General features: G+C 54.5%; 14 protein-coding genes and 1 other annotated feature. Of the genes, 12 read left to right on the top strand and 2 right to left on the bottom strand.

The window, feature by feature from the left end:
- The first annotated feature begins 2 nt into the window (after positions 1-2).
- From BM181_RS02255 to BM181_RS02245, 3 genes are all read left to right on the top strand, one after another.
- The gene (locus BM181_RS02255) at positions 3-932 is read left to right on the top strand and encodes a YitT family protein (protein WP_075442065.1); all 930 of its coding nucleotides are present in this window, start codon (positions 3-5) and stop codon (positions 930-932) included.
- Between the two features lie 115 nt (positions 933-1047).
- Positions 1048-3525 carry a leucine--tRNA ligase gene (gene leuS / locus BM181_RS02250; RefSeq protein ID WP_075442064.1) on the top strand — a complete coding sequence of 826 codons (2478 nt, stop codon included), beginning with the start codon at positions 1048-1050 and terminating at the stop codon, positions 3523-3525.
- A gap of 152 nt (positions 3526-3677) precedes the next feature.
- On the top strand, positions 3678-4760 hold the full coding sequence (locus tag BM181_RS02245; protein ID WP_075442062.1) for an HD-GYP domain-containing protein: 1083 nt from the start codon (positions 3678-3680) through the stop codon (positions 4758-4760).
- On the opposite strand, the gene BM181_RS02240 is transcribed toward BM181_RS02245, so the two are convergent.
- Complete coding sequence (locus BM181_RS02240) at positions 4750-5280, bottom strand: folate family ECF transporter S component (protein ID WP_075442060.1); 531 nt, start codon at positions 5278-5280, stop codon at positions 4750-4752. The genes BM181_RS02245 and BM181_RS02240 overlap by 11 nt on opposite strands.
- 167 nt (positions 5281-5447) lie before the next feature.
- On the opposite strand from BM181_RS02240, the gene BM181_RS02235 reads away from it, so the two are divergent.
- From BM181_RS02235 to uvrA, 3 genes are all read left to right on the top strand, one after another.
- Positions 5448-5936 (top strand): hypothetical protein, encoded by a 489-nt coding sequence (locus tag BM181_RS02235; RefSeq protein WP_075442263.1) that lies wholly within the window; start codon positions 5448-5450, stop codon positions 5934-5936.
- 97 nt (positions 5937-6033) lie between these two features.
- Positions 6034-8070, top strand: coding sequence for an excinuclease ABC subunit UvrB (uvrB, locus tag BM181_RS02230; protein ID WP_075442058.1), 2037 nt, complete (start codon positions 6034-6036; stop codon positions 8068-8070).
- A 12-nt stretch (positions 8071-8082) separates the two neighbouring features.
- Complete coding sequence (gene uvrA / locus BM181_RS02225) at positions 8083-10911, top strand: excinuclease ABC subunit UvrA (RefSeq protein ID WP_075442056.1); 2829 nt, start codon at positions 8083-8085, stop codon at positions 10909-10911.
- Positions 10912-11072: 161 nt separating this feature from the next.
- Here uvrA and BM181_RS02220 read toward each other — a convergent pair whose 3' ends face one another.
- Entirely contained in the window at positions 11073-12323 is a 1251-nt protein-coding gene (locus BM181_RS02220) for a VanW family protein (protein WP_075442054.1), read from the bottom strand.
- A gap of 142 nt (positions 12324-12465) precedes the next feature.
- Positions 12466-12684 (top strand) — a binding site (T-box leader).
- A 36-nt stretch (positions 12685-12720) separates the two neighbouring features.
- Between BM181_RS02220 and BM181_RS02215 the strand changes: the two genes are divergently transcribed.
- From BM181_RS02215 to BM181_RS02190, 6 genes are all read left to right on the top strand, one after another.
- Complete coding sequence (locus tag BM181_RS02215) at positions 12721-15399, top strand: valine--tRNA ligase (RefSeq protein ID WP_075442052.1); 2679 nt, start codon at positions 12721-12723, stop codon at positions 15397-15399.
- A gap of 17 nt (positions 15400-15416) precedes the next feature.
- Entirely contained in the window at positions 15417-16727 is a 1311-nt protein-coding gene (locus BM181_RS02210; RefSeq protein WP_075442050.1) for a bifunctional folylpolyglutamate synthase/dihydrofolate synthase, read from the top strand.
- Positions 16727-18160 carry an O-antigen ligase family protein gene (locus BM181_RS02205; RefSeq protein WP_256211251.1) on the top strand — a complete coding sequence of 478 codons (1434 nt, stop codon included), beginning with the start codon at positions 16727-16729 and terminating at the stop codon, positions 18158-18160. The genes BM181_RS02210 and BM181_RS02205 overlap by 1 nt, the downstream gene beginning before the upstream one ends.
- Before the next feature lie 11 nt (positions 18161-18171).
- Entirely contained in the window at positions 18172-18801 is a 630-nt protein-coding gene (locus BM181_RS02200) for a redox-sensing transcriptional repressor Rex (protein ID WP_075442048.1), read from the top strand.
- A gap of 282 nt (positions 18802-19083) precedes the next feature.
- Entirely contained in the window at positions 19084-20586 is a 1503-nt protein-coding gene (locus BM181_RS02195; protein ID WP_075442046.1) for an acetyl-CoA hydrolase/transferase family protein, read from the top strand.
- 63 nt (positions 20587-20649) lie between these two features.
- Positions 20650-22296, top strand: a complete 1647-nt coding sequence (locus tag BM181_RS02190; RefSeq protein ID WP_075442044.1) for an acyl-CoA mutase large subunit family protein — start codon at positions 20650-20652, stop codon at positions 22294-22296.
- Positions 22297-22336 lie beyond the last annotated feature (40 nt).

Genomic DNA, 22336 nt, shown 5'->3' with positions numbered 1-22336 from the left:
GGATGAGTGATTTGGGCATAAAGAAACATGCAGGCAGATATATCCAGATTGCCATAGGCTGCCTGATTGTCTGCTTGGGGTTCAACCTCTTTATCATTCCGGCGCATTTGCTGACAGGCGGCATCAGTGGTATCGCACTGATTGTCTACTATCTGACCGGTTTGCCGGTAGGTATGCAGAACCTTGCGTATAACCTGCCAATCTTGTATCTGGCCTATCGGGTATTCGGCAAGCTTTACGCCTGGGATACGATTGTCGGTACTGTAGTGCTGTCGCTGATTCTCGATGCGACGCATTTCATGGTCGATTGGAACGTGACGCAGGACGGTATGCTCAGTGCGATTTTTGGCGGCGTCATGGCCGGTATCGGCTTTGGCATGATTTTCCGTGCCAATGCGAATACTGGCGGTTTGGATGTCGTTGGTGCTGTGGCAAAGAAATTCTATTCGCTGGATGTCGGAACGGTAGTATTCTTATTGAACTTTGTCATCGTCATGGCTTCGGCATGGATGTTCAGTGTTGATGAGGCCCTGTACACGCTGGTTTCGATCTATGTGACCGCTGAGCTCACGAATCGTGTGGCCGCAGGCCTCAATCGTGAGAAGTCGATTTTCATCGTTTCGCCAGCGGCAGAAAAGATTTGCCAGGATATCATGGAGAACGTCCATCGCGGCGTTACCTATATCGAGGGCAAGGGAGGTTTTGCGCGCGAGCACAAGGATATCCTGTTTATTGTCGTTCGTCTTACGCAGGTCAGCCGTGTCAAGACGATCGTTGACCATTACGATCCGCAGGCTTTCATGATTGTATCGGATACCTCGGAGGTTTCGGGCAAGGGATTTACGCTCGAATGCGAGTCGTATCAGGATGCACGGCGTAAATGGCAGGAAGAACAGGAAAAACAAAAGTTTTTACACAATGAACACGATTGACAGTTGACGCTATGCCTATTGTTACGGTATAATAGGCTTTAGCTGTAAAACGCGAATTTCAATCCCCGGCTGCATTTTGCAGGCGGGGATTCGTATATTGTAGGAGGAGATTGTGTTGGAGAAGTATTCACCGCAGGAGATTGAAAAGAAGTGGCAGGATAAATGGGAAAGCGAAGACGTCTACAAGACCGAGGCTGACCCGAACCGTCCGAAGTATTACGCGCTGGAGATGTTCCCGTACCCGTCGGGCAATCTTCACATGGGGCATGTTCGCAACTATGCCATCGGCGATGTCATGGCCCGCTATAAGACCATGGAGGGCTTCAATGTCCTGCATCCGATGGGCTTCGATTCCTTCGGCATGCCGGCTGAGAATGCGGCCATCAAACATGGCGTAAGTCCTGCGGACTGGACGTTCAGCAATATCGAGAACATGGAGAAGCAGCAGAAGAAGATGGGCCTCTCCTATGATTGGAACCGCGAAGTGCTGACCTGCACGCCGGAATACTACAAGTGGACCCAGTGGCTTTTTGAGCTCTTCTACAAAAAGGGCCTGGCTTACAAGAAAAAGGCATCGGTCAACTGGTGCGATACCTGCGGCACGGTGCTGGCCAACGAGCAGGTCATCGACGGCAAATGCTGGCGCTGCGATTCGGATGTCCACAAAAAGGATCTTTCCCAGTGGTTCCTCAAGATTACGGATTATGCCGATGTGCTGCTTAAAGACCTCGACAAGCTCGAAGGCTGGCCGGAGCGCGTCAAGACGATGCAGGATAACTGGATCGGCCGCAGTGAAGGCCTTGAGATTACGCTGGACGTTCCGGAGCTTGACGAGAAACTCGTCGTCTATACGACGCGTCCGGATACGGCTTACGGTATCACGTTCGTGGCGCTGGCACCGGAGAATGCGCTCGTTGACAAGCTGATCGAAAAGAGCGATAAGGCCGAAGAACTCAAGGCATTCTGCCAGAAGGTCCGCAACCAGTCCGATATCGAGCGCACGTCGAGCGAGTCGGAAAAAGAGGGCATGTTCACGGGCTTCTATGCAATCAATCCGTTCAATGGCGAGAAGGCCCAGCTCTGGATTACGAACTATGTCGTCGCTGACTATGGCACGGGGGCTGTCATGGGCGTTCCGTCCGGTGACTCCCGCGACTGGATGTTTGCGAAGAAATACGATTTGCCAATCATCCTGACGCTGCAGCCGAAGGATAAGGAGCTGGTGCTCGAGGAAATGACCGAGGCTTATGTCGAGAAGGAAGGCCGTCTGGTCAACTCGGCCCAGTTCACGGGCATGGATATGCATGAGGCAGTCAAGGCCATTATGGACTATGCGGAAGAGCAGGGCTTTGGCAAGCGCAAGGTCAACTTCCGCCTGCGCGACTGGCTGATTTCGCGCCAGCGCTACTGGGGTGCTCCAATTCCGGTCATCAACTGCCCGCACTGCGGCGAGGTACTGGTACCGGAAGAGCAGCTGCCGGTCATGCTGCCGACGGATGTCTCCTTTGAAGCTGGTTCTGTTTCGCCGCTGGCCAGCAGCGAGAAATTCCTGCATTGCAAGTGTCCGAAGTGCGGGGCGGATGCTACGCGTGAGACCGACACGATGGATACCTTCATCTGCTCGTCCTGGTACTTCCTGCGCTATACGGACCCGCACAATGACAAGGCGCCTTTCGCTAAGGATAAGGTAAACTATTGGGCACCGGTCGACCAGTACATCGGCGGTATCGAGCATGCCATCCTGCACCTTTTGTATTCGCGTTTCTTCACGAAGGTGCTCAAGGATGCTGGTCTCGTCGATTTCGATGAGCCCTTCAAGAACCTGCTGACCCAGGGCATGGTCCTGAAAGATGGTTCGAAGATGTCCAAGTCCAAGGGCAATGTCGTTTCGCCAGAGGAAATCATCGGCAAGTACGGTGCCGATACGGCGCGCCTCTTTATCCTGTTCGCGGCACCGGTTGACCGCGACCTCGAGTGGAGCGATCAGGGCGTCGAGGGTGCATATCGTTTCCTCAACCGCGTATGGCGTATCCTCGGCCACTTCGAGGAGAGCATCAAGGCTGGCAAGGACAATTATGATGTGACGGCTCTGACGAAGGACGAGAAAGAGCTGCGCCGCATCCTGCACGTTACCATCAAGAAGGTAACGGAGGATGTTCGCGACCGCTTTATGTTCAACACGGCAATCTCGTCGGTCATGGAGCTCGTCAATGCGTTCTATGGTTTCCAGGACAAAGAGCTTAATGCCGGTCTTGCGCGTGAGATGGCGGTAAACCTCGTCAAGATGCTCGCACCGTTCGCACCGCATATCACCGAGGAGCTCTGGAGCCATCTGTTCGTTGAGGGCAGTGTCCATCAGCAGAAGTGGCCGGCCTATGATGAGGCTGCCATGAAGCAGGATGAGATCGAGATCGTCCTGCAGATCAACGGCAAGGTCCGTGATAAGATCATGGTATCGCCGGATCTTGACCGTGCAGCAATGGAAAAGGCAGTCATGGAACTGCCGCGTGCCAAAGAGCTGACCGAGGGCAAGCAGATCGTCAAAGTCATCTGCGTGCCGAAGAAGCTCGTCAATATCGTAGTGAAGGGCTGACAGCCTATGGAAAAGCGCTCCGCGTTTGCGGAGCGCTTTTTATCATTTGTGCAAAGATGTATACGGATTGCGCGTGGATATGGTATAATTATTCTTGTATTCAAGGACAGGCAAGTGGCGCAAGACCACTTCTAAGGGAAGGATGATAACTCGTGTTGAAGGCGTATGCAGTGGAGAATCTGCGTCCTGGCATGGTTGTAGGGCGGGACGTGATGGATGGCGACATGAATGTATTGATTGGCCAGGGCATTAATCTGACGCTGGAGCTGATCTACAGTCTGCTTGATCGCCCTATTTTTTCGGTGTATATCGAGGAGGAAGATGAGACGGTCGATATCCCGGGCAAGGAATTCCTGCTTGATGACGCCTACACGAGTTGCTATGATACCGTCTATCGCAAGCTCAAGCTCATGTTTGAGAATCTGGCGGAGCGTGGGGAGTTCGATGCGGCAGCCTTGCAGGATATCATGGATGAAAAGAATTTCCGTGAGCTGTGTGATGGTGCCAAGGCCGTATCCCAGATCCACAATATGGCGCGTGAGGGCAGCTATCTGATCAATCATTGCCTGCATGTGGGAATCCTGGCCGGCCTCATGGGCAAGTGGCTCAATCTGTCGATCCTCGACCAGTATAACCTCGTCATTGCGGGATTGTTCATCGATATCGGCAAGATGCGCATCTCGTCGGAGATCCTGGAGAAGAAAGGACGGCTGACCGAGGCGGAGTTTGATGTCATCAAGAAGCATACCCAGTTCGGCCATGACATGATCGGCATGACGACGCTGAGTGCAAATCGTGACATCATGGATGGCGTGCTCCAGCATCATGAGCGCTGCGACGGCTCGGGCTATCCGAACGGCCTGCCGCGGGCACAGATCTCCCGCTTTGGCCGCATTCTCGCTATCCTGGATATCTACGATGCAATGGCTGGTGACCGCATCTTTGCCAAACGCCGTTCGCCCTTTGACGTGTTTGCAATCTTGTACGATGACATCCTCAACGGCAAGCTCGACACGGAATACGGCGTGCTGTTCATCAAGAACCTCTGCCACGCCCTCAATGGCAATTGGGTGCAGCTCAGCAATGGAGAACGCGGCCGTATCGTCTATATCGATGAGAGCCGTGTCAACTCACTGCCAGTGGTGCAGACGACCAAGGGAGAGTTCATCGATCTCAATGCCACGCGGCAGGTGAAGATCGAATCGATCCTCACGGCGGCCGAAGTCAGCGCTTGATAGGAGAGCAATCGCGCTTTGGGGTCTGCAAAGGGAAGACGTGCTGGTAGACGAGCAGGAACAGGCTGACTTCCAGCGGATAGCAGAGCAGGTTCTTCAGCAGACGGCTGAAGAAGATGGCACCTGCGGCTTTATCATAGTAGAGGACGAGCCAGAGCGTATTCAGTCCGAGATGGATGAGACACATCACCAGCAAGAAGGGGAGCCAGGCGGTTTTCCAGGTGATGTGTCTTTTGGTATGGAGAAACCAGCCGTAGATCCAGCCGGTCAGGTAGCCGGAAAGCGCGAAGCCGGGAAAGAAGGTGCTGCCGCTGAGAAGTATCGAGCCGATGATGTCGGTCAGTGCGCCGACAATGCCAGCGCGCCAAGGGCCGAAAAGCGCCCCGTATAGCGCGAGGGGCAGGAAGCCGAAGGTGATGCGGACAAATGGTGTCTGGATGGCGAAGACATAGGTGAGAAGGATGGCTAAGGCAGTGAAGACGCCGCCGTAGACGAGGGCTTTGGTGGATGAATCTTGCATAAGTGATCTGACAACTCCCAACTATCCGGCACATGATGTACTGGTTTTACTCTGCTTGCATAGATACTGTCACTGTATCATTGAATGGCAGGAGCGTCAAGCTGGTGGGGCGCTTGTGCAGCTTGATGCTGTGTTATACCGAGGAAATAGATGGTGAGGGATGGATTTTGCAGAATACGTGGATAAGGATTGCCCTGTTGTTGGCTATCGCCTTGTTGTTTCAGAGTATCCGGCTGCTTATGCCGATGATACCGGGGCCGGTCAATATGTTTTTGATCGGCAGCCTGCTCAATGCTGTGATGGTGCTGGCTGCCTGGCAGACAGGCAGCCGTTGGGCGGCTGTCATTGGCCTGCTGCTGCCAGTGGGAGCGTTCCTGCAGGGGCAGCTGCCGCTGGTCCTGATGCTGCCGGTGGTGGCTGCTGGCAACGTGATCTATATGCTGGGAGCGGCGCATTGGCAGCATAGCCGCGCCGTCTATCTGACTCCTGTCATCAAGGCCATTGTCTTGTATGCCGGGACCGTAGCTGTCATCCGGCTGGTGGATCTGCCGCCGCAGGTGGCAGCCGTGCTGCTGTTCATGATGAGCTGGCCGCAGCTGGTGACGGGAACGCTCGGGATCATTCTCGCCAGGAGGATATTGTGCCGTTTGCCGTGAAACGTATGGGGTTCAATGACTATTTGTCATTGAGCCTTTTTTTATAATGCGGTATAATAGAGTACACACATTCGCTAAAGCTGGAGGAGGTCTTGATATGGCAATGGTGCCGAAGCTGAATACAACACAATTTGATAAGAATATTCCCTTCAAGGTGGTGGCGCCCTTTGAACCCATGGGGGATCAGCCCCAGGCCATCGATGACCTGGCGGCGGGCATCACGAATGGCCAGGAGGCCCAGGTGCTGCTTGGTGCAACGGGTACCGGCAAGACCTATACCATTGCCAAGGTCATCGAGAAGGTGCAGAAGCCGACGCTGGTCATCGCCCATAACAAGACGTTGGCGGCTCAGCTGGCCAGTGAGTTCAAAGCCTTCTTCCCGGACAATTACGTTGGTTACTTTGTCAGCTACTACGACTACTATCAGCCCGAGGCTTATATCGCCTCGACGGATACTTATATCGAAAAGGATTCTTCTATCAATGATGAGATCGATGAGCTGCGTCACTCGGCGACCTGCTCGCTATTTGAGCGGCGCGATGTCATCATCGTGGCTTCGGTTTCGTGTATCTATGGCTTAGGCTCGCCGGAGAGCTATCACGAGATGGTATTGTCCTTGCATAAGGGGCAGGAGGTTGAGCGGGAGGCCATCCTGCGCAAGCTGGTGCAGATCCGTTACGAGCGCAATGACATCGCTTTTGAGCGCGGCCGGTTCCGCGTGCGCGGCGATGTGGTGGAAGTATTCCCCGCTGGCTATAACAACCGCGCGGTGCGCATCGAGCTCTTTGGCGATGAGATTGACCGCATGGTCGAATTTGATGTGGTGACTGGCGAAGTCTATGGCGAGCGCACGCATGTGATGGTCTTTCCGGCTTCGCATTATGTTACCGAAGATGAGGACCTCAAGATTGCCATGGCCGATATCCGTACGGAGATGGAGCAGCAGGTGGCAATGTTCCAGCAGCAGGGAAAACTGTTGGAGGCCCAGCGCATCGAACAGCGCACGAAGTATGACCTCGAGATGATGCAGGAGATGGGCTATTGTTCGGGCATCGAAAATTACTCGCGCCATCTGACGCATCGCAAGGCTGGCGATGCGCCGTATACCTTGCTCGATTATTTCCCGGAGGATTTCCTCATTGTCATGGACGAGTCCCATGTTACCCTGCCGCAGGTCCATGCGATGTACGCGGGCGACCGCAGCCGCAAGGTTTCTCTGGTCGAAAACGGTTTCCGGCTGCCGTCAGCCTTTGATAACCGGCCGCTGACTTTTGAGGAGTTTGCTGCGCGCATCAATCAGATCATTTACGTTTCGGCAACGCCGGGAAAATACGAACTCGGCAAAGCCCAGCAGGTCGCCCAGCAGATTATCCGGCCGACAGGCCTGCTAGACCCTGAGATTGAGGTGCGGCCGCTCGATGGGCAGATCGATGATCTGCTGGCGGAGATAAAGATTCGCATTGCGAAAGATGAGCGCGTGCTGGTCACGACACTGACCAAGAAGATGGCTGAAAACCTCACCGATTACCTGAAGGAAACGGGCATCAAGGTGCGCTATCTCCATTCGGACATCGCCACCATTGAGCGCGCTGAGATCATCCACGACCTGCGCGCCGGCGAGTTTGACGTGCTGGTGGGAATCAATCTGCTGCGCGAGGGCCTCGACATGCCAGAGGTGTCCCTTATCGCCATCCTCGATGCCGATAAGGAGGGCTTTTTGCGTTCGGATACGTCGCTTATCCAGATCATCGGCCGCGCGGCGCGCAATGCCAATGGGCATGTCATCATGTATGCCGACCGCATCACCGACTCGATGAAACGGGCCATGGACGAGACGGAGCGCCGCCGGGAAATCCAGCAGGCGTACAACCACGAGCATGGCATTGTGCCCAAGACCATCAAGAAGCCCATCAAGCCGCTCATCGAAACGACTTTGGTGGCTGAATCGTCCGCGGGCTACGCGGCCGATGGCAAGCGCAAGAAGAAAAAGCTTACGAAGAAGGATAAGGAGAATCTCATCAAGACGCTTACCCGTGAGATGCAGCAGGCGTCCCGGGCACTGGAATTCGAGCGGGCGGCAGAGCTTAGGGATATGATATTGGAACTCGATGGCAGCCTGCCGTCGAAGAAATAAGAGGGAAAGGCAATGGAAAACAGCATCAAGATAAAAGGCGCAAGAGCGCATAATCTCAAGAATATCAACGTGGAAATCCCGCGGGATAAGCTCGTGGTCATCACAGGGCTTTCGGGATCGGGAAAGTCATCGCTGGCCTTTGATACCATCTATGCCGAAGGACAGCGGCGCTATGTCGAGTCGCTGTCCTCCTATGCCCGCCAGTTTCTCGGGCAGATGGATAAACCCGATGTGGATAATATCGAGGGGCTGTCGCCGGCGATTTCCATCGACCAGAAGACGACGAGCCACAATCCGCGTTCGACGGTCGGTACGGTAACGGAAATCTATGATTATCTGCGTCTTCTCTATGCCCGGGCTGGCCGTCCGCACTGCCCGAAGTGCGGCAAGCCGATTACCCAGCAGACGGTCGACCAGATGATCGACCAGATCAAGGAACTGCCGGAGCGCACGAAACTGCTGGTCATGGCGCAGGTAATCCGCGGCAAGAAGGGCGAGCACAAGAAGGTCCTTGAGCATATCCGCCGCGAGGGGTATGTGCGCGTGCGCATCGATGGCGAGGTTTACGATGTCAACGATGCAATCCAGCTCGAGAAAACGAAAAAGCATACGATTGAGGTGGTCATTGACCGCTTGATCGTGCGCGAGGGCATGGAACAGCGGCTGGCCGATTCTTTGGAGACGGCGTTGAAACTTGGCGAAGGGGTCGTCTATGTGCAGATTGTCGATGGCGAGCTTTTGATGTTCAGTGAGAATTTCGCCTGTGTCGATTGCGGTATCAGCCTGCCGGAAATCACGCCGCGCATGTTCTCGTTCAACAGTCCCTATGGTGCTTGCCCGGTCTGCATGGGCCTTGGCAGCCATATGGAGTTTGATGAGGAACTCGTGGTGCCCGATGCGTCCCTGTCGGTGGCACAGGGCGTCTTTGCGCCGCTATCGAAGAACCCGCATTCCTATGGCATGTGCGTGATTACGGCCGTGCTCAAGGACTATGGCTATACGGTGGACACGCCCTGGAAGGATATGGACAAGAAGACACGCCATGTACTGCTTCATGGCGCTGGCGATGAGAAATTCCGGTTCCACTACACGAATATGTTCGGCGAGCGCAAGGAGTACAATGTGGAATTCGAGGGCGTACTGCCGATGCTCAACCGCCGCTATCAGGAAACGGATTCCGATGAGATGCGAGAGTCTTATGAGAACTACATGACGGAGATTGACTGTCCGGTCTGTCATGGGGCGCGCTTGAAGCCCGAGACCCTGTCGATTACGGTGGGGGATAAGAGCATTGCCGAGCTTACGGCTATGACCATCCGTGAAGCGGATGTCTTCCTGGCAGGCGTGGAATTCACACCACGTGAGCAGAAGATTGCCGTGCAGATCCTGAAGGAAATCCATGCGCGCTTGAGTTTCCTGCTCAATGTCGGCCTTGATTATCTGACGCTTTCGCGGGCGGCGGGTACCCTGTCGGGGGGCGAGGCCCAGCGCATCAGGCTGGCTACCCAGATTGGCTCGGGGCTCCAAGGGGTGCTCTACGTGCTCGATGAGCCGAGCATCGGCCTGCACCAGCGTGACAACAACCGCCTGCTGGCAACGCTCAAGAACCTGCGGGATCTCGGCAACACGCTGATTGTGGTGGAGCATGATGAGGATACGATGTATGCAGCCGACCATATCATCGATATTGGACCCGGGGCTGGTGCTCATGGCGGAAAGATTGTTGCCCAAGGTACCGCGCAGGAAATCATGCAGGTAAAAGAATCGGTGACCGGTCAATACCTGTCGCGGCGGAAATTCATCCCGGTTCCGGGGAAACGACGTCCCGGCAACGGCAAGTTCATCGAGGTGGTCGGTGCCCAGGAGAACAATCTCAAGAACATCGACGTCAAATTCCCGCTGGGGACGATGACGCTGGTGACTGGTGTATCGGGCTCGGGCAAGAGTACGCTGGTCAATGAGATCCTGTATAAAGGCATCGCCTCACGGCTCTATCATTCCAAGGGCAAGCCCGGCAAGCATAAGAAAATCAAGGGGCTGGAGCATATCGACAAGATCATCGATATCGACCAGCAGCCCATCGGACGCACGCCGCGTTCCAATCCGGCAACTTATACGGGTGTCTTTGATGCAATCCGTGAGCTGTTCAGCCAGACTCCGGAAGCCAAGATGCGTGGCTACAAGGCCGGGCGGTTCAGCTTCAATGTCAAGGGTGGCCGCTGCGAGGCATGCAAGGGCGATGGTATCTTGAAAATCGAGATGCATTTCCTGCCCGATGTCTATGTGCCCTGCGAGGTCTGCAAGGGGGCACGTTATAATCGCGAAACCCTGGAGGTACGTTATAAAGGTAAGACCATCTCCGATGTTCTCGAAATGACGATTGACGAGGCCGTGGAATTCTTCCAGAATGTACCGCGCATTGCCCGTAAATTGCAGGTTATCCAGGATGTTGGCCTTGGCTATATCAAGCTCGGACAGCCAGCAACGACCTTGTCGGGGGGCGAGGCCCAGCGCGTCAAGCTGGCGACGGAGCTCTCGCGCCGTAGCACGGGCCGCACGCTCTACATCCTCGATGAGCCGACAACGGGCCTGCATACGGCCGATATCCATAAGCTGCTGGATATCCTACAGCGGCTCGTCGATGGCGGTGACACTGTTGTCATCATCGAGCACAATCTCGATGTCATCAAGACGGCCGACCACATCATCGACTTGGGCCCCGAGGGTGGCAGCAACGGCGGCACGATTGTGGCCGAGGGCCGGCCGGAAGATATCGTCAAGGTGGACTCGTCTTATACAGGCAAATTCCTCAAGCCGTTGCTGGAGGAGAAAAATGAATAAGGGGTGACGAGGAAAGCGTACCTGTCCTCGTCAGTGCTACGTATTGTCGAATTCCTTTCCGTATGGATAGAGAGAGGAACGCTAAGGCAGCATGAAAAAAGCCAGTTGACGTTTTTACGTCAACTGGCTTTTGATGTAGCAACAGGTATGTTTTCCGGACGTTACGTTTCTTGCGGGTCGGAATAATGGTCGGTATGCAGGTATTCGCGGTCGATGACCTGTCCGTCTTTTTTCCAGATGCGGTAGAGCGACGGATTCTTGGCGGAGCCTTCGGTGACGAGGGCGATGGTTTGGCCTTGCAAGTCGGCCTTGGTGCCAAGGACGTAGATGGTCAGCGCCGAGCCCGTGTTGGCGACGCGCAGGTAGACCGGATGGGGCAGCGGATTGCGGAAGGCGAAGTCCAGCAGGTTGTCGGCAACGGTGGCGTCGCGGCCTGCTGGCACGTAGGCCGAAGGCAGGGAGTGGTTCGAGCGCTCGGTCGGGGTCATGCCAGCAAGCAGGACGGCATTGTAGAGCGTGCTGCTGACCTGGCAGACACCGCCGCCGACATCGACGCGATGCTCGCCATCAATGATGACGCCGGCATCCTTGTAGCCAGCTTCATAGGTGCGCTGGCCGACGATACTGTTGAAGGAGAGCGTCGATTGGCTGCGGATGAGTGCCCCCTGCAGATGACTGGCGGCAAGGCCGATATTGTCGCCGCGGTCACCAGGGTAAAAGCGCGTGGTGTATGAGGCAAGTACGCTATCGATTGCAGCCAGATCCGCGTCCATGATGAAAGGCGGCTGCTCTTTGGGCTGTAGTGTGACCTTGGCGGTCAGCTTCAGCGCTTCGAACTGCGGCGTGAGCTCGGCGGCTATCGGGGCCGTATCGAGTGTAAGGCCGGTAACGCTCGGGGTTTTCTTGATGGTGCCGTTCTTTTGCAGCTGCGCTTCGGCATTGACCGGCTCAGTATGGAGCTGCTGCTCGATTTTGGCAAGCTGGGCTGCCAGTTTATCTTTGTCGAACGATGCTGTCATCGTGATGTTGCGGCCGAAAAGGGCGCAGGTCATCTGGGTGATCATGTTCGTGATGCTGTCTTGGTCGCGGCCGATGGCATAGGCCGCTTCGGCTGCTTCGTTGACGTTGCCATGCAAGTCGATATCAGCAGGGGCAATGTTCCAGTGGCGATTCTTATAGGTCAGCACAGCTGCTTGACGTTTGAGTGCCTGCTGGGCCTCTTTTTGGAAGAACTCGTGGACTTCTTTCCGGGTCATACCAGCGATGCTGGTGCCATGTGCCTGGACACCCATGGCGACGCGGTTCTGATTGGTGACTGAGACCGATACGCTGCCGACGACGACGACCGTAAAGGCCATGCCGATGGTCAGGATGGCAACTATTTTGCTAAGGGATATCGACGAAAAATTCATAGCAATCCAAACTCCTACGTACAATACTAGTTATAGTATAATCGCTTCGCATATACGTTTCAATTATTAAATGATAAAATTTCGGGCGTTGCAAATATGGGGCAGGTATGATAAAATTAACGGCATCTGAATCATCAAATCGCTAACAACGAGGAAGAAGAGGAGTACAGCAATCCGGTGCCTCAGAGAGGAGACGGCAGGTGAGAGTCTCTGCATCAGATGTTGGAAGGTAGCTTCGGAGTTGCCCCGCTGAACAAGGAGTAGGCTGGGCCGTCGGCCACGTTACGGCTTTGAGTCATGCAGGCTTTGTCTGCATGGGAAGATTGGTGGTACCACGAAGGCAGGCGCTTTCGTCCTTTTGGACGAGGGCGCTTTATTTAGTTTTAGGAGGTTTATCATGGCAGAAGAAATCCAGGAGCAGGGGAACAATATCCCGAAGGTTTATGATCCGCAGTCGTTTGAGAAAAAATGGTATCAGTATTGGGAGGAGAACAAATTCTTTCATGCTGAGGTCGACAAGAGCAAGAAACCGTACAGCATGGTTATCCCGCCGCCGAACGTCACGGGACAGCTGCACATGGGCCATGCGCTAGACAATACGCTGCAGGATATTCTGATCCGGTATCATCGCATGCAGGGCTTCAATACGGTCTGGGTTCCGGGCTGTGACCACGCCGGCATTGCAACGCAGGCCAAGGTCGAGGGCGCACTGCGCGAAGAGGGCACGAACCGCTACGAGCTCGGCCGTGAGAAATTCCTCGAGCGCGTCTGGGATTGGAAAGAGCAGTACGGCAACCGCATCATGTACCAGCTGCGCACGCTGGGTTCCTCCTGTGATTGGGACCGCCAGCGCTTTACGATGGACGAGGGCTGCTCGAAGGCTGTCCGCGAGGTATTCGTAAGTCTTTATGAAAAAGGTCTCATCTATCAGGGCACGCGCATCACGAACTGGTGCCCGGACTGCAACACGGCAATCTCGGACATCGAGGTTGAGCATGAGACGGAGCAGGGCCATCTCTGGCATTTGCGCTATCAGGTCAAAGGCACGGACCAGTATGTCGAAATCGCTACGACGCGTCCGGAGACGATGTTCGGCGATACGGGTGTTGCCGTTCATCCAGACGATGAGCGCTATAAGGACATCGTCGGCAAGACGCTGATCCTGCCGATTGTCAACCGTGAGATTCCGCTGTTTGCCGATGAATATGTCGATAAATCCTTCGGTACTGGTGCCGTCAAGGTCACGCCGGCCCATGACCCCAACGACTTTGAGATGGGACAGCGTCATCATCTGGAGGAAATCAAGGTCATCAGCAACACGGGCAAGATGATGGCAGGCGCTGGCAAATACGAGGGCATGGACCGCTATGAGTGCCGCAAAGCCCTGGTCAAGGAGCTCGAGGAACTCGGCGTCCTCGTTTCGGTCGAGGAGCATGAGCATGCTGTCGGCCATTGCTCGCGCTGCCATAGCACGATCGAGCCGCTCGTTTCCAAGCAGTGGTTCGTAAAGATGGACTCGCTGGCCAAGCCGGCAATCGAGGCGGTAAAGAGCGGCAAGATCCAGTTCGTGCCGGAGCGCTTCTCCAAGATCTATATCCAGTGGCTTGAAAACATCCGCGACTGGTGCATCTCGCGCCAGCTCTGGTGGGGCCATCGCATTCCGGCCTGGTATTGCGATGACTGCGGGCAGACGAGTGTATCGCGTACAGACCTTACCGAGTGCCCGCATTGCCATAGCAAACATATCCATCAGGATGAAGACGTGCTCGATACCTGGTTCTCGTCGGGCCTTTGGCCGTTTGAAACGATGGGCTGGCCGGAAAAGACTGAGGAACTCGAGCATTTCTATCCGACGGCTACGCTCGTTACGGGCTATGATATCATCTTCTTCTGGGTTGCCCGCATGGTCATGATGGGCCTGGAGTTTGGCAAGGATATCCCGTTCAAGCATGTATTCATCCATGGTCTTGTCCGCGACAGCCAGGGCCGCAAGATGAGCAAATCGCTCGGTAATGGTATCGATCCGGTTGAGGTTGTCGAGAAATACGGTGCCGATACGCTGCGCTTCATGCTGATTACGGGCAATACGCCGGGCAACGATATGCGTTTCTATTGGGAGCGTGTCGAGTCGGCCCGCAACTTTGCCAACAAGATCTGGAATGCATCGCGCTATATGCTCATGAACCTTGAGGGCTTTGATAAGGATTTCGTGCCAAGCGAAGAAGATTATACGCTGTCTGACCGCTGGATTCTCTCGCGCTATGCCCGCACGGTCCGCGATGTCACGGAGAATCTCGATAAGTTCGAGCTCGGCGAAGCTGGCCGCATGATTTATGAATTCCTCTGGAATGAGTTCTGCGACTGGTACATCGAGCTTACGAAAGCCCGTCTCTACGATACGGAAAATGTCCGGGCCCGCAATACGGCACTCTATGTGCTTTCCCATGTCCTCGAGGGCACGCTGCGCTTGCTGCATCCGTTCATGCCGTTCCTCACCGAAGAAATCTGGCAGAAAGTCCCGCATGCAGAAAACATCAAGAGCATCATGATTTCCGAGTGGCCGCAGGCTGATGCTGCCCGTATCAGCGATGATATCGAGGCACAGATGACGGCTATCATGGAGAGCATCAAATCCATCCGCAATATGCGCGCTGAAGTCGGGGCTGCTCCGAGCAAAAAGAGCGAAGTCATCCTGAACTTCAAGGATGAGTCCCTGCGTGCGGTATTTGCTGAGAATACGGGCTACCTTGATAAGCTGGCATCTTCGGAGCCGGTCACGATCCTGCCGGCTGGCGCTGCTGCACCGGAAAATGCCATGGCGGGTGTCGTAAATGGCGTCGAGATTTACCTGCCGCTCAAGGGCCTTATCGATGTCGAGAAAGAAACGGCCCGTCTCAATAAGGAACTCGAGAAACTGGAGAAGGAAATCAAACGCCTTACGGGTAAACTCAGCAACGAAGGCTTCCTCAAGAAGGCGCCGGAGCAGGTTGTCGCTGGTGAGAAAGAAAAACTTGCCGGCTATGAAGAAAAGAAAAAATCGGTGGAGAGCCGCATCCAGGATTTGGCGAAGCTCTAAGATAGGAGAATCGTAACATGAATTATCAGGAAGCCCTCGCCTATCTGGAAGGGCTGAATATCTTTGGCATCAAGCTGGGGCTCACGCGCATCCAGCGGCTGCTGGAGCTCCTGGATGTGCCGCAGGACAGGTATCGTACCATCCATGTGACCGGTACGAATGGCAAAGGCTCGGTGTCGGCGATGCTCGCCGGCATCCTGCGCCGTTCGGATATCCATACCGGCATGTACAGTTCGCCGCATCTGGTTTCTTACACGGAACGCATTCAGGTGGATGGCCAGCCCATAAGTGAGCAGGAATTTGCCGACTGCCTGAGCACCATCCGTACCTATGTGGAGCAAATGGTAGCAGAGGGGGACGAGTGCCCGACACAGTTTGAGGTACTCACAGCACTGGCTTTCTTCTACTTTGCCATGCGCCATGTCGAATATGCAGTCATCGAGGTTGGCCTTGGCGGTCTGCTGGATTCGACGAATGTCATCACGCCGGAGGTTTCGGTCATCACGAACGTGACCTTTGAGCATGCGGACCGCTGCGGCGGAACGCTGGAGGGGATTGCTCACCATAAAGCTGGTATCATCAAAGAGGGCGTTCCCGTTGTCACTGCGGCTGCGGGCATTCCCTTGGATATCATCCGTCAGACGGCTGAGGAAAAAAATGCTGATGTTTTTGTATCGGGCGAGGATTTCCAGATGGAGTATCTGTCCTGTGATGGGCACATGCAGCAACTGCGTTTCACCTCGGCACTCCTGGGGGTAGCGGATATGCCGTATGAGCTGCGTCTCTTGGGCCGTCACCAGGTGGATAACGCTGCGGTGGCAGTCATGACGGCACAGCTCATCCATAACATCGATGGACGTGTCACAGAGAAAACCATTGGTGAGGCCTTGAAAATTGCCAGCTGGCCCGCCCGCTTCGAGCGCATCGTGCTTGGACATCAGCCGGTGATTGTCGATGGGGCGCATAATCCCGCTGGCATGCAAGCATTGCGCACGAGCCTTGACCTGTATTTCCCGGCTGAACAGCGCGTATTGCTGCTAGGTATTCTCAAAGATAAAGACATCGAGACGATGCTGGATATCCTGCTGCGGCCCAATGATACGGTCGTGGTGACTGTCCCTGATTCGGAACGGGCGGCTGATCCGCAGGAGCTCGCCAAGCGGGTAGCACCTCATGTCCAGCATGTCGAGGCTATCGCTGATAATGGCGAAGCACTGGATAGAGCGCTAGAGCTGGCCAACGGGGAAAAACTGCTGGTCATGGCGGGGTCGCTGTATCTGGTTGGCGGTGTCCGCCAGCTCTTGCTTGAACGGAAGGGGGTAATGTGATGGCTGTGGAGTCTGATTCCATGCGCGAGATCCATCAGCGCCGTCGTGACGCCTTTCGGCAGAAGTGGTGCAAGCGGTTCAAGGATTGGTCCTGGTATGCTGTGCTGGCTGAGGTATTCCTGTTGGCCCTCTGGCCGGCAGGGGCTACGCTGGCTCTGCTGGCAGGCGTCGTGCTTACGGTACTGCGCTTCCGCACGGATCGCACATTCAAGTTCCGGCAGCTGCCGCTTGATGTCCCTGTTTGCCTGTTCCTGCTGCTGAGTGGCGTCTCGATCCTGGCGTCGCCAGATCGCGGCTTCAGCTTCTATAACTGGTACAATCTCGTGGGCGTCTACGCGTTGACGTATTTCCTTGTGGGCCAGCAGGTCCGCGATGGGCAGCAGGTCCGGCAGATCTTGCTGGCCATTGCGGGGGCGGCTGTGCTGGTCGTGCTTTATGGTATCTACCAATTTGTCTTTGGCATTGATATCAGCGCGATGAAATGGGTCGATGGGGAAGCATTCCCCGAGCTGCGCAAGCGCGTTTTCTCCACTTGGGAGAATCCCAATATCCTGGCGGGGTATCTCGATATCATCATCTGTTTGGCCTTTGGACTATTTACCAAGGCTGACAGCAGGGCAAAGCGTATCCTGCTGGGCACATTCATGGTGGCTGCAGCAGCCTGTCTGGCGATGACTTATGCGCGTGGTGCCTGCCTCGTTATCGCGGTTATTTTCCTGGTGTATGGCATGTTCAAGGATTGGCGTGTGTTATTGGGGTGTGCTGTAGTAGGCGGAATCCTGCTGCTGGCCGATCCGGTTCTCTATGAGCGGCTGACTTCTGTATTCACGAAGGTTGATACTTCGGCTGAGATGCGGCTAGCCTTTTGGGAAAGCACCGTGGCAATGATACAGGATCATCCGTTCCTCGGCATTGGCTGGGGAGCGTACTGGATGGTTTATCCGGAATATGATTTCTACTTGCAGGGGGCGGATATCCGCATTGTGCATGCGCATAACCTCTACTTGAACTATGCTGCAGAGATCGGTATCCCCGGAGCGCTGGCGTTCCTGTGGTTCTTCTTCGGCACAATGTTTTCCGCCTTGCGGCAGCGGTTCGAGCCGCCTGCTGCTGAGCCGGTGGAAGCTACGCCGTTCGACCTGCGGGAAGATGCGGCGGCTGATGCTGAGCTGCAGCGTGTCGAGCAGAGCATGCAGGCTGCAAAAGAGCAGCCTGAGACTCCCTTCTGGCAGGATTGCCGCGATTGGCAGGATCACCGCCTGTTAGGCGGTTTGTCCCTGGGGCTGGGGCTGGCTGTCCTGTCGGTGGCGCTCAATGGCTTCACCGACGATCTGCTGTTCAATATCCCCTCGTCGATGTTCCTGTGGATGATGGCGGCACTGGCAGCAGCTTTAGCGCTCATGCATGAAGTGAAAGAACAACAAGAAGGATAGGGAGGCGTTTTATGAAAGGTCAAGTGAATATATCCAAGGCAACGATCGACCGCCTTCCATTATATTTCCGGACGTTGCGGCTGGCACAGGATGAGGGGATCGATATCATCTCCTCCGATGAGCTGGGCCGCCGGCTGGGCATCACGCCGGAGCAGATCCGCAAGGATCTGGCTTCGTTTGGCCAGTTCGGCAAAAAGGGCGTAGGCTATTATGTCAATGAACTCAAACGCAATGTCGGTGAGATTTTGGGGCTTAACAACCATTGGAATATTGCTGTGGTCGGCATTGGCCATCTGGGAGCGGCATTGGCGAACTATCAGAACTTCGTGACGCTGGGCTTCAACCTTGTGGCCCTGTTCGATCAAGATCCCAATGTCATTGGGACGACGGTCAATCATGTCAAGGTAGAAGATATCCGTGATATGAAGAAAATCGTCAAGGAACGCAATATCCATATCGGTATCATTGCTGTACCTGCAGCCTTTGCGCAAGGGGTGGCGGATAAGCTTGTCGATGCGGGAGTCAAGGGCATCTGGAATTTTGCCCCAATTAAGATGGAAGTTCCTGAAACCATGCATATTGTCAATGAAGATTTATCAATTGGTCTTAGTAGCTTGTCATATCATATTACCCGCAAATAAGCAAAAAATAATATATGTGAAGTATTGAACGAATTCTCGTCAAACGCCGTCAAGACTATCTTGACGGCGTTTTCTTTTCGTGCTATCCTTAGTCATGGGACATAATCACAGCATAGTGTTACAATAATCTATGATTATAATTCATGGTGTTGATAACTTCGTGTTATACTTCCACATGCCGTGAATCATAACAAGGAATTCGAAACAAGATGCACCGTCCCGAACGTTAAAATCTGCTGCCGGAACCGAAGATGGGTCGGCACTGATGAGGGAGGATTTTCCATGATTGACATTCTCGATCGCGTACGCAATAAGGCATTGCAGGCGAAAATCGTAACGGCTGAAGAAGCAGCAGCTTTTTTCAAACCGGATATGAACGTTGCAATGAGCGGTTTTACCGCATCCGCGTATCCGAAGGCTGTTCCACTTGCACTTGCTGAACGCATGAAGAAGGAGCCATTTGCGATTAATCTGTGGACGGGAGCTTCTACTGGTCCGGAACTGGATGATGCACTGGCATCGGTTCATGGCATCAAGCAGCGTCTGCCGTATCAGACAGATAAAGCTCTGCGCAATGAGATCAACGATGGCTCGGTTGATTACCTTGACCTGCATCTGTCAGAGTCGGCCCAGCTTAGCCGTTGCGGTTATCTGGGGCATGTTGATGTCGCTGTTGTCGAGGCGTGTGCAATCACGGAAGAGGGAAATATCATCCCAACGACTTCCCTGGGCAATGCTGCATCGTATGTACAGAGTGCAGATGTTGTCATCGTCGAGGTCAATACCTCGCAGCCGCTGGATCTTGAAGGCATGCACGATGTCTACATCCCGATGGACCCGCCGAACCGCCTGCCAATTCCAATCGTCAAGGCCAATGACCGTGTGGGTACGACGTATATCCCGTGTACGCCGGAAAAGATCAAATACATCGTTCCCTGCGATATCCCCGATCACACGCGTCCATTGAAACCAATCGATGAAGATTCGAAGAAGATGAGCGAGTTCACGCTCGAATTCCTCAACAAGGAAATCGAGGCTGGCCGCATGCCGAAGAACCTGCTGCCGCTGCAGTCTGGTGTCGGCAACGTTGCCAATGCAGTTATCGCCGGCTTCGTCGATTCAGATCTCAAAGATTTGACGGTCTACACCGAGGTCATTCAGGACGGCATGCTCGATCTTATCGATGCGGGCAAGCTCAACTTCGCATCGGGCACGGCATTCAGCCCGTCCCCGGAGGGCATGGCACGTTTCTATAAGGATGTAGCGAAATACAAGAAATATCTGCTGCTGCGTCCGGAGGAAATCTCCAATAGTCCGGAAGTTGTCCATCGCCTGGGCGTCATTGCCATGAATACGGCCATTGAGGTTGACATCTATGGCAACGTCAACTCGACGCATATCACAGGCACCAAGATGATGAATGGTATCGGCGGCAGCGGCGACTTTGCCCGCAACGCTTACTTGACCATCTTCTACACGCCATCGATTGCCAAAGAGGGCAAGATTTCGGCAGTAGTTCCGTTCTGCTCGCATATCGATCATACGGAGCATGATGTCGACATCATCATCACGGAGCAGGGCATCGCCGATCTGCGTGGCAAGGCACCGCGTGAGCGTGCGCTGGAAATCATCAACAACTGCGCGCATCCGGATTACCGCCCAATCCTGCTCGATTACTTCAATCGTGCGACTGAGGCAACGAAGCATGCCCATACGCCGCATATCCTTGAAGAGGCGCTTTCCTTCCATGAGCGTTTCGTCAAGACGGGCAGCATGGCTAAATAAGAAAATCACATACAGATAATATAGATATATAGATTGACTGAATGAATCAGGAGGAATTCCCAAATGAGCAATGAGAAAATCCAGGCTGAGCTCGCCAAATACGAAGCCAGCGTTGAAAAAGCAATTGCACGTTTCCCGGAGCGTGAGCACCTGCCGGAAAAACGCCTCTATACGCCGATTGACATCAAGGATACGGATTATGCCGACGAGATCAGCTTCCCAGGCGTCTATCCGTATACGCGTGGTGTCCAGCCGACAATGTATCGTGGCCGCTTCTGGACGATGCGCATGTATGCTGGTTTCTCCACGGCTGAGGAATCCAACAAACGCTATCGCATGCTGATCGAGAACGGTGCAACGGGCCTGTCCTGTGCCTTTGACCTGCCGACGCAGATCGGTTACGATTCCACGGACCCGATTTCCGAAGGTGAGGTCGGCAAGGTCGGTGTTGCTATCGACTCCCTCGCAGATATGGAGACGCTGTTCGATCAGATCGACCTGGGCAAGGTTTCGACGTCAATGACGATCAATGCACCGGCTTCGGTCCTCTTGGCTATGTATATCGCTGTAGCTGAGAAACAGGGTGTGCCAGCTGACCAGCTGCGCGGTACGATCCAGAACGATATCCTCAAGGAGTATGCCGCTCGCGGTACGTATATCTTCCCGCCGCGTCCGTCCATGCGCCTTATCACGAATATCTTCGAGTATTGCTCAAAGAATGTACCGAAATGGAATACGATCTCCATTTCCGGCTATCATATCCGTGAGGCCGGTTCGACGGCTGCACAGGAAATCGCCTTCACGATTGCTGATGGTATCGCTTACTGCGAGGCTGCTATCAAAGCGGGCCTCAAGATTGATGATTTCGCTGGCCGTCTGTCCTTCTTCTGGAACGCACACAACAACGTTCTCGAAGAGGTGGCGAAGTTCCGTGCTTCCCGCCGTATCTGGGCAAAAGTCATGAAAGAGCGTTTCCATGCGCAGAATGATAAGAGCATGAAGCTGCGTTTCCATACGCAGACGGCAGGTTCGATGCTGACGGCTCAGCAGCCGAACAACAACATCGTCCGCGTTGCCCTGCAGACGGCAGCTGCTGTCATGGGCGGTACGCAGTCCCTGCATACGAACTCCCGTGATGAGGCTCTGGCTCTGCCGACGCAGGAATCCGTTACGATTGCCCTGCGCACCCAGCAGATTGTTGCGTATGAGAGCGGTCTGGCTGATGTCATCGATCCGCTGGCTGGCTCCTACTATGTAGAGTCCATGACCAACAGCATCGAGGCTGAGGCTTGGGACTATATCAAGAAAATCGACGATCTCGGCGGCGCTGTCGCTGCAATCGAGAAGGGCTACATCCAGAAAGAGATCCAGGATTCTGCTTACAAATGGCAGATGGATGTCGAGTCTGGTGCCCGCACCATCGTCGGTGTCAACAAATTCCAGATGGAAGAAGAACCTCCAAAAGGCCTGCTGAAAGTCGACGAGGCCGTCGGCGAACGTCAGAAGGCTAAAGTCGAGGCTATGAAAGCGAAACGCGATAATGAGGCAGTAAAAGCTGCACTGGCTGACCTCAAGAAGGCTTGCCAGGATGAGAACGAAAACCTCATGCCGCATATCCTCGCTGCTGTCAAGACGTATGCAACCCTTGGCGAAATCTGCAACGTCATGCGCGAGGTATTCGGCGAGTATGAGGCTCATGTCAGCCTGTAAGCGTCTCTATCGCGAACAATCGGACAAGAATAGCGTTTAC

The sequence above is a fragment of the Pseudoselenomonas ruminantium genome (assembly GCF_900113715.1).
GTDB lineage: Bacteria > Bacillota > Negativicutes > Selenomonadales > Selenomonadaceae > Selenomonas_A > Selenomonas_A caprae.
Note: the sequence above shows the minus strand (reverse complement) of the source record. Positions and strands in the feature narration are given on the sequence as shown.

Bases quoted from the DNA above. Each gene is read 5' to 3' on its own strand.
- BM181_RS02190 (WP_075442044.1), top strand. From the start codon at position 20,650: ATGAGCAATGAGAAAATCCAGGCTGAGCTCGCCAAATACGAAGCCAGC.
- BM181_RS02240 (WP_075442060.1), bottom strand. From the start codon at position 5,280: ATGCAAGATTCATCCACCAAAGCCCTCGTCTACGGCGGCGTCTTCACT.
- uvrB (WP_075442058.1), top strand. From the start codon at position 6,034: ATGGCAATGGTGCCGAAGCTGAATACAACACAATTTGATAAGAATATT.
- BM181_RS02205 (WP_256211251.1), top strand. From the start codon at position 16,727: ATGGCTGTGGAGTCTGATTCCATGCGCGAGATCCATCAGCGCCGTCGT.
- BM181_RS02210 (WP_075442050.1), top strand. From the start codon at position 15,417: ATGAATTATCAGGAAGCCCTCGCCTATCTGGAAGGGCTGAATATCTTT.
- BM181_RS02255 (WP_075442065.1), top strand. From the start codon at position 3: ATGAGTGATTTGGGCATAAAGAAACATGCAGGCAGATATATCCAGATT.
- uvrA (WP_075442056.1), top strand. From the start codon at position 8,083: ATGGAAAACAGCATCAAGATAAAAGGCGCAAGAGCGCATAATCTCAAG.
- BM181_RS02200 (WP_075442048.1), top strand. From the start codon at position 18,172: ATGAAAGGTCAAGTGAATATATCCAAGGCAACGATCGACCGCCTTCCA.
- BM181_RS02195 (WP_075442046.1), top strand. From the start codon at position 19,084: ATGATTGACATTCTCGATCGCGTACGCAATAAGGCATTGCAGGCGAAA.
- BM181_RS02220 (WP_075442054.1), bottom strand. From the start codon at position 12,323: ATGAATTTTTCGTCGATATCCCTTAGCAAAATAGTTGCCATCCTGACC.
- BM181_RS02215 (WP_075442052.1), top strand. From the start codon at position 12,721: ATGGCAGAAGAAATCCAGGAGCAGGGGAACAATATCCCGAAGGTTTAT.